The 17,623-nt window shown below is 67.8% G+C and carries 18 protein-coding genes; 15 read left to right on the top strand and 3 right to left on the bottom strand.

Going from position 1 to position 17,623, the window contains the following annotated elements; translation table 11 throughout:
- Positions 1-96: 96 nt before the first annotated feature.
- Positions 97-945, bottom strand: a complete 849-nt coding sequence (gene asd, locus GGR73_RS07945; RefSeq protein WP_184456319.1) for an archaetidylserine decarboxylase — start codon at positions 943-945, stop codon at positions 97-99.
- Positions 942-1,592 carry an SCO family protein gene (locus tag GGR73_RS07940; RefSeq protein WP_054592520.1) on the bottom strand — a complete coding sequence of 217 codons (651 nt, stop codon included), beginning with the start codon at positions 1,590-1,592 and terminating at the stop codon, positions 942-944. Before GGR73_RS07940 ends, asd begins: the two co-directional genes overlap by 4 nt.
- A gap of 80 nt (positions 1,593-1,672) precedes the next feature.
- Between GGR73_RS07940 and prmB the strand changes: the two genes are divergently transcribed.
- The 9 genes from prmB (at position 1,673) to GGR73_RS07895 (ending at position 10,406) form a co-directional block, all read left to right on the top strand.
- Entirely contained in the window at positions 1,673-2,599 is a 927-nt protein-coding gene (gene prmB / locus GGR73_RS07935) for a 50S ribosomal protein L3 N(5)-glutamine methyltransferase (RefSeq protein ID WP_184456317.1), read from the top strand.
- Complete coding sequence (locus GGR73_RS07930; RefSeq protein WP_046343364.1) at positions 2,589-3,077, top strand: hypothetical protein; 489 nt, start codon at positions 2,589-2,591, stop codon at positions 3,075-3,077. The genes prmB and GGR73_RS07930 overlap by 11 nt, the downstream gene beginning before the upstream one ends.
- On the top strand, positions 3,067-4,170 hold the full coding sequence (gene aroC, locus GGR73_RS07925) for a chorismate synthase (RefSeq protein WP_039522212.1): 1,104 nt from the start codon (positions 3,067-3,069) through the stop codon (positions 4,168-4,170). Before GGR73_RS07930 ends, aroC begins: the two co-directional genes overlap by 11 nt.
- A complete protein-coding gene (locus GGR73_RS07920; protein ID WP_184456315.1) occupies positions 4,163-5,245 on the top strand; it encodes a 2-hydroxyacid dehydrogenase in 1,083 nt (360 codons plus the stop codon). The genes aroC and GGR73_RS07920 overlap by 8 nt, the downstream gene beginning before the upstream one ends.
- Before the next feature lie 86 nt (positions 5,246-5,331).
- A complete protein-coding gene (locus GGR73_RS07915) occupies positions 5,332-6,357 on the top strand; it encodes an aspartate-semialdehyde dehydrogenase (protein ID WP_039510062.1) in 1,026 nt (341 codons plus the stop codon).
- A gap of 218 nt (positions 6,358-6,575) precedes the next feature.
- Positions 6,576-8,546 (top strand): FimV/HubP family polar landmark protein, encoded by a 1,971-nt coding sequence (locus GGR73_RS07910; RefSeq protein WP_184456313.1) that lies wholly within the window; start codon positions 6,576-6,578, stop codon positions 8,544-8,546.
- Positions 8,543-8,929, top strand: coding sequence for a VOC family protein (locus GGR73_RS07905; protein ID WP_184456311.1), 387 nt, complete (start codon positions 8,543-8,545; stop codon positions 8,927-8,929). The genes GGR73_RS07910 and GGR73_RS07905 overlap by 4 nt, the downstream gene beginning before the upstream one ends.
- Before the next feature lie 38 nt (positions 8,930-8,967).
- Complete coding sequence (truA, locus tag GGR73_RS07900) at positions 8,968-9,741, top strand: tRNA pseudouridine(38-40) synthase TruA (RefSeq protein ID WP_016903694.1); 774 nt, start codon at positions 8,968-8,970, stop codon at positions 9,739-9,741.
- Positions 9,738-10,406 (top strand): phosphoribosylanthranilate isomerase, encoded by a 669-nt coding sequence (locus tag GGR73_RS07895; RefSeq protein ID WP_016903693.1) that lies wholly within the window; start codon positions 9,738-9,740, stop codon positions 10,404-10,406. Before truA ends, GGR73_RS07895 begins: the two co-directional genes overlap by 4 nt.
- A 133-nt stretch (positions 10,407-10,539) precedes the next feature.
- Here the strand turns inward: GGR73_RS07895 and GGR73_RS07890 are convergent, their stop codons facing one another.
- Complete coding sequence (locus tag GGR73_RS07890) at positions 10,540-11,460, bottom strand: LysR family transcriptional regulator (RefSeq protein ID WP_102251721.1); 921 nt, start codon at positions 11,458-11,460, stop codon at positions 10,540-10,542.
- Between the two features lie 106 nt (positions 11,461-11,566).
- Here GGR73_RS07890 and trpB point away from each other — a divergent pair, with 106 nt between their 5' ends.
- From trpB to GGR73_RS07860, 6 genes are all read left to right on the top strand, one after another.
- On the top strand, positions 11,567-12,784 hold the full coding sequence (trpB, locus tag GGR73_RS07885) for a tryptophan synthase subunit beta (RefSeq protein ID WP_016903691.1): 1,218 nt from the start codon (positions 11,567-11,569) through the stop codon (positions 12,782-12,784).
- Positions 12,784-12,993 carry a hypothetical protein gene (locus GGR73_RS07880; protein WP_016903690.1) on the top strand — a complete coding sequence of 70 codons (210 nt, stop codon included), beginning with the start codon at positions 12,784-12,786 and terminating at the stop codon, positions 12,991-12,993. Before trpB ends, GGR73_RS07880 begins: the two co-directional genes overlap by 1 nt.
- Positions 12,994-13,033: 40 nt before the next feature.
- A complete protein-coding gene (trpA, locus tag GGR73_RS07875; protein ID WP_024940825.1) occupies positions 13,034-13,840 on the top strand; it encodes a tryptophan synthase subunit alpha in 807 nt (268 codons plus the stop codon).
- A gap of 207 nt (positions 13,841-14,047) precedes the next feature.
- Positions 14,048-14,932, top strand: a complete 885-nt coding sequence (gene accD / locus GGR73_RS07870) for an acetyl-CoA carboxylase, carboxyltransferase subunit beta (protein WP_046343350.1) — start codon at positions 14,048-14,050, stop codon at positions 14,930-14,932.
- 82 nt (positions 14,933-15,014) lie between these two features.
- Positions 15,015-16,364 (top strand): phosphoglucosamine mutase, encoded by a 1,350-nt coding sequence (glmM, locus tag GGR73_RS07865; RefSeq protein ID WP_184456309.1) that lies wholly within the window; start codon positions 15,015-15,017, stop codon positions 16,362-16,364.
- Positions 16,365-16,487: 123 nt separating this feature from the next.
- Positions 16,488-17,426: an isopenicillin N synthase family dioxygenase gene (locus GGR73_RS07860; protein WP_016902985.1), complete on the top strand. Its 939-nt coding sequence runs from the start codon at positions 16,488-16,490 to the stop codon at positions 17,424-17,426.
- Positions 17,427-17,623: the final 197 nt, after the last annotated feature.

Raw genomic sequence — 17,623 nt, 5'->3', positions numbered from 1 at the left:
GAACGTCGTCGAGGAGGCCTGTCGCGGTCAGGCCCGCTCCTACGAGGGCGTCGCTGTTGCATCACCGAAGCGAACATCGCAGGCGCGCGGCGGTGATCAGCCCGCCTGGCGACGGGCGAGCGCCTGCCCCAGGCGCACCGATGTCTCCGCGGCAAGTCCGCTATCGAGCTTTGCGACACCGGGCGGCAGCAGCACGATCACGGTCGAGCCGTAATTGAAGCGCGCCATCTCCGCAAACCGCTCCAGCACGATGCCCTTGCCGCGATAGTCCTTGCGCGTGATGCGGTCGCCGTAGCGCGGGATCTCCACGCCGCTCCACACCGTTTCCACGCCCGACACCAGCAGCGCACCCACCATCACCGAGACCATCGGGCCGAAGTCGGTGTCGAAGTGGCAGACCAGGCGCTCGTTGCGCGCGAACAGCCGAGGCACATTGCGCACCGCATCCGGGCCGACGCTGAACAGGCGGCCGGGTACGTGCACAGTCTCGCGCAGGGTGCCGGTCCACGGCATATGCACGCGGTGGTAGTCCTTGGGCGAGAGGTAGACGGTGGCGAACAGGCCGTCGTTGAACGGCTGCGCCGCTTCGGCGTCGCCGAGCAATTCGGCGGCAGTGAACGACTGCCCCTTGGCCTGGAAAATGCGGCCGTTCTCGATCGGGCCGAGCTGGCTGATGCGCCCGTCGGCGGGCATCAGCAGCGCCGCAGGATCGGCGTCGGGCACGCGTGCGCCCGGCTTCAAGGCGCGGGTGAAGAATGCGTTGAAGGTGGGATAGGCGTGCGGGTCCGGTTCCAGTGCCTCGCCCAGGTCCACGCCGAACTTGCGCGTGACCGTGTCGATCAACCATTGCTTGGTGGATGGCGTATCGGAATAGGCCAGCGCGCGCGCCAGCGAGGACAGCAACCGGTGCGGCAGCACGTAGGTCAGGGAAGTGACGAGACTCACGGAGCGGTTACCTTGGTCAGTTGCTGGAGGTCGGCGGCGATCGCCTTGGGGTCGAGCGGGGGACGGATCAGCCCGGCCAGGCGGCCCTGCGGATCGAGCACGGCGATGCCGGCCGAGTGATCCATGCTGTAGTCGTTGGGATTGTCCGCAAAGCCCTTGCCCGGCACTTTCTGGAACACGAAGCCCAGCGCGGTGGCGAAGCGCTGCAGTGCCGGCACCTCGGCGGTGGCGGCCAGGGTGTCCTTGTGGAAGGCATGCGCATATTCGCCCAGGCGCGCCGGCGGGTCGCGCTGCGGGTCTACCGACACGAATAGCACGCGCGGGCGCAGGCCATCGGGGATGCTTTCCCACTGCTGCTGCGCCACCGCCAGATCGGTCAGCGTGGTCGGGCAGACGTCCGGGCAGAAGGTGAAGCCCAGGAACACCAGCGTCCAATGTCCCTGCAGCTCACCGGGTACCAACTGGGTGCCGTCGGACTGGCGCAGGCTGAACTGCGGCAGCGTGCGTGGCTGCGGATAGAAGGTGATGGTGCGGGTGGGCGGCCAGGGCGAGCTGGGCGCGGCGCCGAGAAACTTCTGGCCCAGCAACAGCCCCAGGCCGGCGGCCAGCGCCACCAGCAGCACGATGCCGGTATTGCGATTGAACATGGCGGTTTCCAGTGCAACGGACGCTCATGATACCGATCCGACCTCTATAATCGTGGGCCGATTCCTCTTTAGTTGTTGCCATGACTGCCGCCGCGGCCGACGAACTGCACACCATCATCGACCTGATCCGCTACGGCACCAGCCGTTTCAATGCAGCCGGTCTGACCTTCGGCCATAGCTACGACAATGCGCTGGACGAGGCCACCCAGCTGGTCCTGCACAGCCTGCATCTGCCGCACGATCTGGGCCCGGCCTATGGTCAGGCGCGCCTGCTGCGCTCGGAAAAGGAGCAGGTGCTGGGCCTGTTCGAGCGCCGCATCAACGAGCGCGTGCCGGCGGCGTACCTGACCGGCGAGGCCTGGTTCGCCGGGCTGAGCTTCAAGAGCGATGCGCGCGCGCTGGTGCCGCGTTCGCCGATCGCCGAGCTGATCGAGGCCGGCTTCGAACCCTGGCTGGGCGGCCGCGAAGTCACCCGCGCGCTGGACCTGTGCACCGGTTCGGGCTGCATCGCGATCGCCATGGGCCACTACAACCCGCAGTGGGACGTGGACGGCGTGGACATCAGCGACGACGCGCTGGCACTGGCCGCCGAAAACAAGGCGCGCCTGCATGCCGACAATGTCACCCTGCTCAAGTCGGACCTGTTCGCCGGGCTGGGTGGCCGCCAGTACGACCTGATCGTCACCAATCCGCCGTACGTCACCAACGACGAAACCGATGCGCTGCCGCAGGAGTATTCCTACGAGCCGGAGCTGGGTCTGCGTGCGGGCGACGACGGCCTGGATCTGGTGCTGAAGATCCTGCGCGATGCGCCGCAGCACCTCAGCGAAGATGGTCTGCTGATCTGCGAAGTGGGCGAGTCCGAGCAGCACCTGGTCAAGCTGCTGCCGGAAGTGGATCTGGCCTGGGTCGAGTTCAAGGTGGGGCAGATGGGCATCTTCGCGGTCGAATGCCGCGAGTTGATCGCGCACGGCGCCCGCATCGCCGAGCTGGCCAGTGCGCGCTGAGTCGTCCATCGCGCGGCCGCAGCTAAGCGATCTGCTGTTGCTGGTGCCGGTGTCCATCTTCGGCGTCGGCATTCCGCTCGGTTTGATCGACGTGGTGTACCGCCTGTTCGACCCGATGTACGGCGGTCCCTTGCCTCAGCGCTTGTTGAGGGCGGGGGCGGAGATCGGCTTCGGCCTGATGGCGTTTTTCGGCCTGGTGTCGGCGTGGATCGTGGTGGTCAGTTCGGATGCGGCCTTGCGTGCGCATCGGCGCCGCACGCTCATTGTGGCACTCGGCCTGCTGGTCGGAACTGGCGTTGCGCTGCACCTGCTCGCCGATTGGCTGCTGAGTGGGCGCATTAAGCTGGATGTCTTTGCGCTGGTGTTCAGCGGCCTGTTGGCGGTGGCACCGATGCTGGTGGCGGCACGTCACCTGCCGCGCATCCTGCGCGCCACGCCACCTGCTGCAATGTTGAGAGGATGCCGTCATGGGCAGTAACAGTTTCGGCCGCCTGTTGACGGTCACCACCTTCGGCGAGTCGCACGGGCCGGCGATCGGCTGCGTGGTCGACGGTTGCCCGCCGGGCCTGGAGATCGCGCCGGAAGAATTCACCCACGATCTGCAGCGGCGTGCATCCGGTAAGAGCCGGCATACCTCGGCGCGCCGCGAAGCCGACGAGATCGAGATCCTGTCCGGCGTCTACGAAGGCCGGACCACCGGCACGCCGATCGGCCTGCTGATCCGCAACACCGATCAGCGTAGCAAGGACTACAGCAACATCGCCCAGCAGTTCCGCCCCGGGCACGCCGACTACACCTATTGGCAGAAGTACGGCATCCGCGATCCGCGCGGCGGTGGGCGCTCGTCCGCGCGTGAGACCACCATGCGCGTGGCCGCCGGGGTGATCGCCAAGAAGTGGCTCAAGCAGCGCTACGGCGTGCTGGTGCGCGGCTTTCTATCGCAGCTGGGCGAGATCCGCCCGACCGGTTTCGACTGGAATGCGGTCGAGGACAACCCGTTTTTCTGGCCGCATGCCGAGCAGGTGCCGGAGCTGGAGACCTACATGGACGCGCTGCGCAAGTCCGGCGACTCGGTCGGTGCGCGCGTGGACGTGGTGGCCGGTGGCGTGCCGGCGGGCTGGGGCGAGCCGATCTACGGCAAGCTCGATGCCGAACTGGCCGCCGCCTTGATGAGCATCAATGCGGTCAAGGGCGTGGAAATCGGCGACGGCTTCGCCAGCGCCGCGCAGAAGGGCACCGAACACCGCGACCTGATCACCCCGGAAGGCTTTCTCAGCAATCATGCCGGCGGCATCCTGGGCGGCATTTCCACCGGCCAGGCGATCACCGCCTCGATGGTGCTCAAGCCGACCTCCAGCCTGCGCCTGCCCGGCGCGACCGTGGACGCGGACGGCGCGGTGGTCGATGTGATCACCACCGGCCGCCACGACCCCTGCGTCGGTATCCGCGCCACCCCGATCGCCGAGGCGATGATGGCGCTGGTGCTGATGGACCAGGCCTTGCGTCATCGCGCCCAGTGCGGCGATGTCGGCGAGGTGGCGCCACGCATTCCCGGTCAGGCCGATGTCTGAGTCGCCCCGCGCCAAGGTGTGGGTCAGCCAGCCGCTGTTCGACGATGTCGTCGCGCAGCTGGGCGAGCATTTCGAGCTGACCACCACCGCGCGCGTCACCGCGTATTCGCCGGCCGAGCTGGCTGCGCGGCTGGCATCGCTGGACGGTGCGCTGATCACCCTCAACGAGCGTATCGGCGCGGCGGAAATCGCCTCTGCACCGCAACTGCGCGCGATCGCCAACGTCGGCGTGGGCTACAACAACCTGGATCTGGATACGCTCAGCGCAGCCGGCATCCTGGCCAGCAACACCCCGGATGTGTTGACCGAGACCACCGCCGATCTCGGCTTTGCCTTGCTGATGGCCACCGCGCGCCGCATCACCGAAGCCGAGCGCTGGCTGCGCGACGGGCAGTGGGGGCAGTGGTCGTTCAAGACCATGCTCGGTGCCGATCTCCACGGCAGCACGCTGGGCATCCTGGGCATGGGCCGTATCGGGCAGGGCATCGCCCGCCGCGGCGCGCATGGCTTCGGCATGCGCGTGCTGTACCACAACCGCAGCCAGCTGCCGGCCACCACCGAACAGGCGCTCGGCGCGCAGTACGTGGACCTCGACACGTTGCTGGCGCAGTCCGATCACCTGGTGCTGGTGCTGCCGTACACCAGGGACTCGCACCACATCATCGATGCCGCGGCGCTGGGCAAGATGCGTCCCACCGCCACGCTGGTGAATATCGCGCGCGGCGGCCTGGTCGATGAAATCGCGCTGGCCGATGCGCTTGCCAACGGGCGCCTGGCCGGTGCCGGCCTGGATGTCTACGAAGGCGAGCCGTCCGTCCGTCCCGAACTGCTGGCCCTGCGCAACGTCGTGCTCACCCCGCATATTGGCAGCGCCAGCCTGGCCACGCGCCGCGCGATGGTGCAGCTGGCGGTGGACAACCTGATTGCCGCGCTGGGCAAAGGCGCCAATGCCGGCCATCCGCCGAGCGCGCTGAATGCCGATGCGGTGGCTGCTGCCAAACAGGGCGGCGCGCGCGCTGGCGAAGCGACCAGCACCGGCACCGGCACCGGCAAAACCATCACGACCAAACGATAGGGAACCTCCGCGGCCAGCTTTGGAGGTTCCCCGAACCCACTGCGCAAGCGTATTCCCCACTTTCCTTATTCGATAAAGACAATCTCATGAGCAACGAAAACCGTCGTTTCAACGTCGCGGTCGTGGGCGCCACCGGCGCTGTCGGCGAGACCATGCTGAGCATCCTGGCTGAGCGCAACTTCCCGGTCGCCACCCTGTACGCGCTGGCCTCGGCGCGCTCGGCCGGCGGGCAGGTGGAGTTCAATGGCGGCAAGGTCGATGTGCTGGACCTGGCCGACTTCGATCCCACCGGCGTGGACATTGCGCTGTTCTCCGCAGGCGGCAGCGTGTCCAAGGAGTACGGCCCCAAGTTCGCCGCCGCCGGCGCGGTGGTGATCGATAATTCCTCCGCGTTCCGCTACGACGACGACGTGCCGCTGGTGGTGTCGGAGGTCAATCCCGAAGCGCTGAAGCAGCGCCCGCGCGGCATCGTCGCCAACCCCAATTGCTCGACCATGCAGATGCTGGTCGCGCTCGGCCCGATCCACCGCAAGTACGGCATCGAGCGCATCAATGTGGCGACCTACCAGTCGGTCTCCGGCGGCGGGCGTTCGGCGATGGAAGAGCTGGGCAAGCAGACCAGCGAGCTGCTGAGCTTCCAGCAGATCGACCCGCAGCGTTTCCCGGTGCAGATCGCCTTCAACCTGATTCCGCACATCGACGACTTCCAGGACAACGGCTACACCAAGGAAGAGATGAAGCTGGTCTGGGAGACGCGCAAGATCCTGGGCGACGACTCCATCCAGGTGAATCCCACCGCGGTGCGCGTGCCGGTGTTCTACGGTCACTCCGAAGCGGTAGCGATCGAAACCCGCGACAAGATCAGCGTCGAAGACGCGCGCGCGCTGCTGGCCGCATCGCCCGGCGTGGAAGTGGTGGACGAGCGCAAGCCTGGCGGCTACCCGACGCCGGTCACGCATGCCTCCGGCAAGGACGCGGTGTTCGTCGGCCGTATCCGTGAGGACCTGTCGCATCCGCGCGGCCTGAATCTGTGGATCGTCTCGGACAACATCCGTAAGGGCGCCGCGCTCAACGCCGTGCAGCTGGCCGAGCTGGTCGCACAGGAAGGCTGACGCGGTAGTTCCGTAGGAGCGCGCTGCGCGCGATGAAGCTCTCCCAGTGAAGCCTCATCGCGCGCAAGTGCGCTCCTACCAATGCGTTGCCGATGAGCTGCAGCATGCATGTCGCATCGCGGCATCGCGGCGGCATCTGCGCTCTGCGTCGGGTCGCCGACTTTTTCGCTCATGCAGCGGCTATATTGATGCCCATGAAACATAGGGGCGGGGGCGCGATGCGTCCGATACAAGGGATAGGTGCGCTGCTGCTGATGGCCTGCAGCGGCGCTGCCATGGCGTTGGGCTTGGGCGATATCCGGGTGCTGTCCAGGCCCGGGCAGCCGTTGGTGGCCGAGATTCCGGTCATCTCCAACGAGCCGGGCGAACTCGACAACGCACGTGTGGCGCTGGCATCGGCCACCACGTTTGCACGGGTCGGCCTGGAGCGCCCGCAGGGCCTGGTCAGCAACCTGCAGTTCCAGTTCGCGCAGGACGCGCGCGGGCGTGCGGTGATCCGTGTGACCAGCAGCCAGGCAGTGGAGCAGCCGGCGATCAACTTCCTGATCGAGGTGGAGTGGGGCCAGGGCCGGCTGGTGCGCGAGTATTCCGCACTGGTCGATGCGCCCAACACCGCCGCGGCGATCGCCGAGCCAGGCATCGAGGCGCCGCGCGCCGGGGCCAGCAACGCCATCGCACGCGCACCGGCCGCCGCGCCCGCAGCCGCCGCCGAGCGCGCCGGACAGGCCGCCGACGCGGCGGCGCCTGGCGCACGTTCCAGCACGCGCGCTGCCGCGCCGGTGCCGGCCGGCGATGCATTGCCGGCGGTGCGCTCGGGCCAGACCTTGTCGGAGATCGCTGCCGCGGTGGCCCGTTCCAGCGGGCATTCGCTCGACCAGACCATGCTGGCGCTGCTGCGTACCAACCCGGACGCCTTCATCGGCGGCAACATCAACCGATTGAAGCAGGGCGCAGTGCTGCGTACCCCGCAGGAGGATGCGCTGGCGCAGGTCGGCGCCGCCGAGGCGGCGGTGATGGTGCGCGAGCAGGCCGCGCAGTGGCGTCAGGCGCGCTCGGCGATGCCGCAGCCGGCCGAGGCCGGCGCTGCGGCCGCAACGCCCGCGCCTGCCGCAGCGGCGGCGTCGGCGGGTGCCGGCGCGCGGCTCGAGATCGCCCCTGCAGTGGCGAGTCAAACCAACACCGCCGGCGCCACGTCCGGCACCAGTGCCGAAGGCGAGGGCGACATGGCGGCCAACCAACAGTTGCAACAGGCCAGGGAAGACATCGCCACCCGCGATGCGGAATTGCAGGATCTGCGCACACGCGTCGCCGATCTGGAAAAGCTCAAGCAGCAACAGCAGGCCTTGATCGCCATGAAGGACACCGACCTGGCGGCCGCGCAGAAGCGGCTGTCGGAGACGCCGGCTGCGGCACAGCAGGGCAGCGGGTTCCCGCTGTGGCTGATCGGTGGCCTGGTGTTGATCGTCGCGGCGGTCGTCGCCTGGCTGGCGGCGCGCCGGCGCAAACCCTCGCCGCTGCCGCCTTTGCCGCGGCGTCAGTTCGATTTCGTGCCGGTCGGTGCCGCGGCAGACGCCGCCGAACCGCAGGACGATGCGCAGGCCACCGTGCCCAGCGAGCACGATGTGCTGCACGACCCCGAATTCGAACAAGCCGATCTACGCGAAGAAGAACGCGCCCAGCAGACGCAGCAACCGCTGTCCGATGTGCTGCGCCGCGAGCCGCTGCTGTCCGAGCCTGCCGCCGCGCCGCCGGTGGTCGCCAGCGATGACTGGCGCTCGCTGCGCGCAACGCCGCCAGCGCCTCCGGTAGAGCAGCCGGCGTTCGTCGCGCCCGAGGACGCGGTGCCGGAGCCGCCGAGGTCCGCGCACGCGCAGCCGGAAGACGGCCAGCCGCCATACGTAGACGTTGCGCATGCCAGCAGCGATCTGCCGCCGGGCGTGCCGTCCGCGTCGGTCGCCACGCAGGACCGCCTGGATATCGATCCGGCCCCCATCGCGCCGGCCGCTGCGCCCAGCGCGGTGAACAGCAGGGAGTTCGTCTCGGCAGGGCGCGATCGTCTGGAGCTGGCCGTGGCCTACATGGACCTTGGCGACACGGACACCGCACGCGGCCTGTTGCTGGAAGTCGCGGCAACCGGCGACGAGGCCAGCCGCGCCGAGGCTGCCGAGCTACTGGAACGCCTGGCATGAGCCCGGCGCTGGACAGCATGGCCGCCGCACGCGAGCGCCGCATCGATTACGTGGAATTCGCCTCGCTCGATCTGGAGGCCAGCCGCGCCTTTTTCGAAGCCGTGTTCGGCTGGCAGTTTCAGGCCTATGGCCCGGATTATCTGGCCTTCAACGACGGTCGTCTGGACGGCGGTTTCTATCGCGCCACCGCGGTAGCGCCGGCAGACGCTGGCCCATTGGTCGTGCTGTATGCCGACGCGCTGGAGCCCATGGCCGAGCGCGTTCGCGCGGCCGGTGGCGAGATCGTCAAGCCGGTATTCGGCTTTCCCGGCGGCAGCCGCTTTCATTTTCGCGAGCCGGGCGGTAACACGCTGGCAGTGTGGTCCGAGCGCGCGTTCGGCTAGTCCGCGCGCTCCATCGATTCGATAACAGGCAGGTTCCGATGCGTTACGCGCTGGGCGTGGAGTACGACGGCAGCGAGTTTCAGGGCTGGCAGCAGTTGGGGGAACATGGCGGGCCGAGCGTACAGGCCAGCCTGCAGGCGGCGCTGTCCTCGGTGGCCGATGCCCCGGTGCAGGTGGTGTGCGCGGGCCGCACCGATGCCGGCGTGCACGGCGAATGCCAGGTGGTGCATTTCGACAGCGATGCGCGCCGCGAGCCGCGTGGCTGGATGCTGGGCACCACCGCGCGCCTGCCGCCCTCGATCGCGGTGCGCTGGTGCGTGCCGGCCGCCGCCGACTTCCATGCGCGGTTTTCCGCACGCGCACGCCGCTACCGGTATCGCCTGCTGAATCGGCAGATACGCCCGGCGCTGTATCGCCAGACCTTGAGCTGGGAACGGCGCCCGCTGGATGCCGATGCCATGCACGCAGCCGCGCAGGCCTTGTTGGGCGAGAACGACTTCAGCGCATTTCGCAGTGTGCAGTGCCAGGCCCTGCATGCACGCCGCAACCTGCAGGCCATCAGCGTGCAACGCATCGGCGAGGTGGTGGAGGTGCAGGTCCAGGCCAATGCATTCCTTCATCACATGGTGCGGAATATTGTTGGCTCGCTGATCCTGATCGGAACCGGGGAACAACCGGGCGACTGGATCGCGACGTTGCTGGCCGGCCGCGACCGCACGGTGGCCGGGCCGACAGCGCCGCCACAAGGCCTGGTCTTCGTCGGGCCGCTGTATCCCGCAGAGTGGCATCTGCCCGCTGAGGTAACCCAATGAATCGATCGCTGTACCGCACCCGTATCAAGTTCTGTGGCATGACTCGCGCCGGTGATATCCGACTGGCCGGCGAGCTGGGTGTGGACGCGGTAGGTTTCATCTTTGCGCATGGCAGCCCGCGCCGCGTGGCGCCGGCCGAGGCGCGCGCAATGCGCCAGGCCACTGCGCCGATGGTCGATGTGGTGGCGCTGTTCCGCAATAATTCCAAGGAAGAAGTACGCGAAGTGGTGCGCACCGTACGTCCGACCTTGCTGCAGTTCCATGGCGAGGAAGATGACGCGTTCTGCCGCAGCTTCAACCTGCCGTATCTGAAGGCGGTGCCGATGGGCAGCGGCGGGATGAATGGCGAGGACGCCAACGCGCGAACCTTGCAGCTCGCCTTTCCCAATACCGCCGGTTTCCTGTTCGACAGCCATGCGCCCGGTGCAGGCGGCGGCACCGGCAAGACCTTCGATTGGTCGCGCCTGCCGACCGGCCTGCATCGCCCATTTCTGCTGGCCGGTGGCATCACCGCCGACAATGTGTTCGACGCGATCGTGGCAACGCTGCCGTGGGGCGTGGATGTGTCCAGCGGCGTGGAGTTGGCGCCCGGGATCAAGGACGGCCACATGATGCGCAAGTTCGTCGAAGAAGTGCGCCGGGCCGATTGTCACGAGATGGGGTGAGTTGGGGATTCGGGAATCGGGATTGGGGAATCGGAGTAGGCAGTCTGCTTCGTTGTTTTGATTGCCCTAGATCTTTCGCTTCTCTGATGATCGATTGTTCGGTCGCTGTTTCGCCGATCACTGAGCGTTCCAATCAGACGCTTGCGGCATCCGTGGTGCGCTGCTGATCTTCTGAAAGCGCGCTACGCAACCAGCCGGCGAGCTGTTCGATGCGCGGGTCCGGGTTGCGCCTTGCGGCGCACAGCACCCAGCGGCCGCGGGTTGGCGTGAAGCCCCACGGCGCCAGCAGGCGTCCGGCGGCCAGGTCCGCGGCAACCAGCGGTTGCGGTGCGATCGCCACGCCCAGGCCGGCGGCGGCGGCTTCCAGCAGGTAGACCAGATGTTCGAATTCAGTGCCGAAGCGCAGCGCTTCGGCTGCCACGCCGTGGCTCTGCGCCCATTCCGGCCAGGCCTGCGGGCGCGAGCGGGTATGCAGCAAGGCGTGATCGAGCAGGGCGGCAGGCGCTCTGCCAGCGAGCTGTGTTGCAGATGCCAACTGCGGACTCAGCACCGGACCGATCCACTCCACCCCCAGCTCGTGCACCTGCCAGTCGCCTGGCCAGGGCGGGGTGTCCAGCAGCAGTGCCGCATCCAGCCCGTCCAGATCCGGGCCCGGCGCCTGCTCGTTGGCCGACAGGTGCAGGCGCACCTGCGGCAGATCCCGCTGCAGCCGGCCCAGCCGCGGGATGACCCAGCGCGCCAGCAGGCTGCCCGAGCAGCCCAGCACCAGCGGCGCCTCGCTGCTGGGGCGCCGCAATGTCGCCCAGGTGTCGCCGATCAGCGCAAAGCCCTCACCGGTCGCATCGCGCAGCCGGGCGCCGGCAGGCGTCAGCACCAGGCCGCGGCCCTGGCGGGTGAACAGCGCCGCGCCCAGCGCCTGTTCCAGCGAGCGCACGTGCCGGCTGATGGCGCCATGGGTCACGTGCAACTCCTGCGCGGCCCGGCTGACGCTCTGCAGACGCGCGGCGGATTCGAACGCGCGCAGCGCTGCAAGCGGGGGAAGCAGGGTGCTCATATGTGAGTCCAGGTCACAGGTTGCGGCAATCTTATCGATTTATCGCGCGCCGTGGCTGCGCTACAGTAATGCTTCTTGTATGACCGCATCGCTGCAGAGGATTCCCATGTCGGCCCAGCCCATCAGTGACTTTCACGCCTATCCGGACGCTGCCGGCCACTTCGGCAAGTTCGGCGGCCGGTTCGTCGCCGAGACCTTGATCGGCCCGTTGCAGGAGCTGGCTGCCGCCTACGACCAGGCGCGCCAGGATCCGGCCTTCATTGCCGAGTACGACAAGGATCTCAAGCATTACGTCGGCCGGCCCAGCCCGATCTATCATGCCGAGCGACTGAGCCGCGAAGTGGGCGGCGCGCAGATCCTGCTCAAGCGCGAGGACCTGAACCATACCGGCGCGCACAAGATCAACAACACCATCGGCCAGGCCCTGCTGGCCAGCCGCATGGGCAAGACCCGCATCATCGCCGAGACCGGCGCCGGCCAGCATGGCGTGGCCAGCGCCACGGTCGCCGCGCGGCTGGGCCTGGAGTGCGTGGTCTACATGGGTGCCACCGACATCGAGCGGCAGAAGATCAACGTCTACCGCATGAAGTTGCTGGGCGCCACGGTGATCCCGGTGACCTCCGGCTCGGCCACGCTCAAGGACGCGCTCAACGAGGCGATGCGCGACTGGGTCACCAACGTGCAGGACACCTTCTACATCATCGGCACCGTGGCCGGCCCGGATCCGTATCCGCGCATGGTGCGCGACTTCAATGCGATTGTCGGCCGTGAAGCGCGCGCGCAGATGCTGGAAGACTTCGGCCGCCTGCCGGATGCGATCAGCGCCTGCGTCGGCGGCGGCAGCAATGCGATCGGCCTGTTCCATGCCTTCCTCAACGACCCGGGCGTCAAGATCTACGGCGCCGAAGCGGCCGGGGACGGCATCGCCAGCGGCCGTCATGCGGCGTCGATCGCGGCCGGGCGCCCCGGTGTGCTGCATGGCAACCGCACCTATGTGATCTGCGACGACGACGGCCAGATCACCGAAACCCATTCGATCTCCGCCGGGCTGGATTACCCGGGCGTGGGCCCGGAGCATTCGTTCCTGTCCGACAGCGGCCGCGCGGTCTACCAGGGCATCACCGACGACGAAGCGATGGCCGCCTTCCATCTGCTGGCGCATACCGAAGGCATCCTGGCCGCGCTCGAATCCAGCCACGCGGTGGCGCAGTCGATCAAGCTCGCGCGCGAGATGCCCAAGGACGCGCTGATCCTGTGCAACCTGTCCGGCCGCGGCGACAAGGACGTGCACACCATCGCCGCGCGCGAAGGCGTGCAGGTCTGATGCCACTGCGGCGCGTCACGGTGACCGCGCTGGCCGACCAACCGGGCGAGCAGGAGCTGCTGTTCGCCTGGCTCGACCGCTGGGCGCCGCAGATCCGCAGCTGCTCGGAAAACAGCGGCTGCGGCTGCTGCCTGGACAGTTTCGACCTCGAGGTCGAGGCCCAGGCATTGACCGAACTGCCGCCTGCCATGTACCAGGACATCCATTGAAGCGGTCGCACCGCCTCTAACTTTCTTGCAAGGTCTTTCAATGCGTCGTATCGACGAAACCTTCCAGCGCCTGCGCGCCGATGGCCGCAAGGCGCTCATCCCCTTCATCACCGCCGGCGACCCGTCGCTGGAAGCCACCGTACCGGTCATGCACGCGCTGGTACGTGCCGGTGCCGACGTCATCGAGCTGGGCGTGCCGTTCTCCGACCCGATGGCCGACGGCCCCACCATCCAGCGCAGCTCCGAGCGCGCGCTGGGTCGTGGTGCCGGCCTTGCCTACGTGCTGGAGGCGGTGCACGAATTCCGCCGCGAAGACGCCGCCACGCCGGTGGTGTTGATGGGCTACCTCAACCCGATCGAGATCCACGGCACCCGGCGCTTTGCCGAAGCCGCCGTCGCTGCCGGTGTGGATGGCCTGCTCCTGGTCGATCTGCCGCCCGAAGAAGCGGCCGAGACCCGCGCCATCTTCACCGAGGTCGGCCTGGCCCTGATCGCGCTGGCCTCGCCGACCACCAGCGAGCAGCGCCTGGACATGTTGTGCAGCAGCGCTCAGGGCTATCTGTACTACGTCAGCTTCGCCGGCGTCACCGGCGCCTCGAATCTGCTCGACACCCATGCCGCCAGCGACCGCCTGCGCCAGCTGCGCCGGCGTGCCGGCGCTCCGGTGGTGGCCGGCTTCGGCATCAAGGACGCCGCCAGCGCCGCCGCGATGGCCGTCGACGCCGAAGGTGTGGTGGTCGGCAGCGCCCTGGTCGCCGCGCTGGCCGAGGCCACCGACGTCCGCAGCGCCCGCGAACGCGCCGAAGCCTTCCTGGCCCCACTGCGCCAGGCGCTCGACCAGGCCTGAAGCCAACGCCGCTCTCTGCTCCGGGGGAGACGGCGCGGCCTGCGCTCCATCTGGCGCGCCTGCCTTCAAGCGCCGGCGCGGCAGGCGCTGGCCGGGCCATGCCGGCCCCGCATTTAGCCTCCGCGCTACCTCGGCTTTCTCCCGGCGCGTTAGACTGTCGCCCCTCTGCGGCCCACATGGCCGCCCTGCATGGATTGTCATACACGCATGAGCTGGCTCAGCAAATTGATGCCCTCCGGCATCCGCACCGAGAACACCCCGGCCAAGAAGCGCAGCGTCCCCGAGGGCCTGTGGGAGAAGTGCAGCAACTGCGGCAGCGCGCTGTACGGCCCCGAGCTCGAGGAAAACCTCGAGGTGTGTCCCAAGTGCGACCACCATATGGCGATCCGCGCGCGCGCGCGCCTGAACTCGCTGTTCGATCCCGACACCGCGACCACCGAGATCGCCGCCCAGCTGGGCCCGGTCGACGTGCTCAAGTTCAAGGACCAGAAGCGCTACGGCGAGCGCATCAAGGCCAGCCAGAAGAGCAGCGGCGAGTACGACGCACTGATCGCCATGCGCGGCACGCTCAAGGGCAATCCGCTGGTCGCCGCGGCCTTCGACTTCGCCTTCATGGGCGGCTCGATGGGCTCGGTGGTCGGCGAGCGCTTCGCACGCGCGGCCGAAGTGGCGCTGGAAGTCGGCTGCCCGTTCGTGTGCTTTTCCGCCAGCGGCGGGGCGCGCATGCAGGAGGGCCTGTTCTCGCTGATGCAGATGGCCAAGACCTCCGCCGCGCTCGGTCGCCTGCGCGAAGCCGGCCTGCCGTACATCTCGGTGCTGACCCATCCCACCACCGGTGGCGTGTCGGCCTCGTTCGCGATGCTGGGCGATATCAATATCGCCGAGCCGCATGCCCTGATCGGCTTCGCCGGCCCGCGCGTGATCGAGCAGACCGTGCGCGAGACCCTCCCGGAAGGCTTCCAGCGTTCGGAGTTCCTGCTCGACCACGGTGCCATCGACCAGATCTGCGACCGCCGCGACATGCGCGACCGCATCGCCGATCTGACCGCGATGATGATGCGCCAGCCGCATCCGCAGGACGCGGCCGCATGAGGCCAGTGGTTGCGCGCATGCGCGACACCGTCGCACGCGCCGCTGCGTGTGCGTCCACCCGTAGGCAGGAACACCGTAACGCATGAGCAGTCGCAAGTATTTTGGAACCGACGGCATCCGCGGTCGGGTCGGGCAGGGCGTGATCTCGGCCGATTTCGTGCTGCGACTGGGCAATGCGCTCGGTCGGGTGCTCACCCAGGGCCGCAGCAAGCGCCCGCTGGTGCTGATCGGCAAGGACACCCGGATCTCCGGCTACATGTTCGAAGCCGCGTTGGAAGCCGGCCTGGTCGCCGCCGGCGCCGACGTGCAGCTGATCGGCCCGATGCCGACCCCGGCCATCGCCTTCCTGACCAACACTCTGCGCGCCGATGCCGGCGTGGTGATCAGTGCCTCGCACAACCCGCATTACGACAACGGCATCAAGTTCTTTTCCGCCGAAGGCGAGAAGCTCGACGACGCCACCGAAGCGGCGATCGAGGCCGCGCTGGACGAGTCGTTCCACACCGTGGAATCGGAGCGCCTGGGCAAGGCGATCCGCACCCGCGATGCGATCGGCCGTTACATCGAATTCTGCAAGGCCAGCGTGGCGCGCGGGTTCACCCTGCACGGCCTGAAGATGGTGCTGGACTGCGCGCATGGCGCGACCTATCACATCGCGCCGATGCTGTTCCGCGAGCTGGGTGCGGACGTGGTCGTCATCGGTGCCGCACCGGACGGTCTAAATATCAACGCCGGTGTCGGCTCCACCCATATCGACAACCTCGCTGCCAAGGTGCGCGAGAGCGGTGCGCAGCTCGGCATCGCCTTCGATGGCGATGGCGACCGCGTGCTGATGGCCGACGACCAGGGCAACCCGGTCGATGGCGACGATCTGCTCTACGTGCTCGCGCGCTCCTGGCAGGCCAGCGGCCGGCTCACCGGCACCGTGGTCGGCACCTTGATGACCAACTACGGTCTGGAACAGGCGCTGGCCGCATTGCACATCCCGTTCCAGCGCGCCAAGGTCGGCGACCGCTACGTGCACCAGGCCCTGGTCGAGGGCGGCGGCACGCTGGGCGGCGAAACCTCCGGCCACCTGCTGTGCCTGGATCGCGCCACCACCGGCGATGGCATCGTCAGTGCGCTACAGGTGCTCGAGGCACTGGGGCGCGACGGGCAGAGCCTGCGCGAGGCCCTGGGCAGCCTGAGCAAGGTGCCGCAGAAGACCGTCAATGTGCGGCTGGGAGGCGGGGCGGCCAAGGCGATCGTGGAGGCCGCCGGCGTGCAGCAGGCGCTGCAGCAGGCGCAGGCCGCCGTGCAGGGCCGTGGGCGCGCGTTCCTGCGTCCGTCCGGCACCGAGCCGGTGGTGCGCGTGACCGTGGAAGCCGACGACGCCGGCCTGATGCAGGACACGCTCGACCGTCTTTCCGGAGCCGTGCGTGACGCGGCGTGAGTCGCTGATCATTGGTGTGTGCGTGGTCTTTGCCAAGGCCGCGACGTTCTACCTGTTGTATCGCCTGCTGTCCTGAGCGGCAGGCCTTCCTTTCGACTTCCGACTTCAACTGCAGATATCCGTATGAGCGCCCGCATCCCGACCCTGGACATCACCCGTTTCGACAGCGACCGCGACGCCTTCGTCGCCGAGCTCGGCGCGGCCTATCGGCAGTGGGGCTTTGCCGGCATCCGCAACCACGGCATCGCGCAGGCCGACATCGACGCGGCGTATGACGTGTTCAAGGCGTTCTTCGCCCTGCCCGAAGAGGTCAAGCGTCGCTATCACGTGGAAGGCAGCGGCGGTGCGCGCGGCTATACCGCGTTCGGCGTGGAGACCGCCAAGGATTCCAAGCATTTCGATCTGAAGGAGTTCTGGCATATCGGTCGCGAGATCGCGGACGATTCGCCGTACCGCGCGGTGATGGCGCCAAACCTGTGGCCCGAAGAGGTGCCTGGTTTCCGTGAGCGCGGCTACCGGCTGTACCAGCAGCTGGACCAGCTGGGCTCGCGTGTGCTGTCGGCATTGGCGCTGCATATCGGCCTGCCGCAGGACTACTTTGTCGACAAGACCAACAACGGCAACTCGATCCTGCGGCCGATCCACTACCCGCCGATCACCAGCGACGACATCCCCAACGTGCGCGCCGGTGCGCACGGCGACATCAATTTCATCACCCTGCTGGTCGGCGCCAGCGCGGCCGGGCTGGAAGTGCGCTCAAACGACGGCGAGTGGGTGCCGTTCACTGCCGACGCCGACACCATCGTGGTCAACATCGGCGACATGCTGCAGCGCCTGACCAACCACGTGTATCCGTCCACCATCCATCGCGTGGTCAATCCGCCGGGCGAACAGGCGCGCAAGCCGCGCTATTCGGTGCCGTTCTTCCTGCACCCCAATCCGGATTTCCTGATCGACGTGCTGCCTTCGTGCATCACCGCCGACAATCCGAGCCGCTACCCCGAGCCGATTACCGCGCACGGTTTTCTGGAAGAACGTCTGCGCGAGATCAAGCTGAAGTAATCCGTTCGCAGCCGCGACAGCGCCGCCAGCGGCTGCGCTCGCAGCATCGGCGATGACCTCCGCCACAGTTTGGTTCATAAAATTCTGCTGGCGGCCGGTTAAAGCTTGCATTCACCTCAGCCGATAACCCAGTCTGATCGCTAGCGCGACGTCGGATTCGCCTGGCGCCCGCTGCCGATTGCACTAGGCTTGGGGGG

This window comes from Xanthomonas sp. F14, from assembly GCF_014199865.1.
Note: the sequence above shows the minus strand (reverse complement) of the source record. Positions and strands in the feature narration are given on the sequence as shown.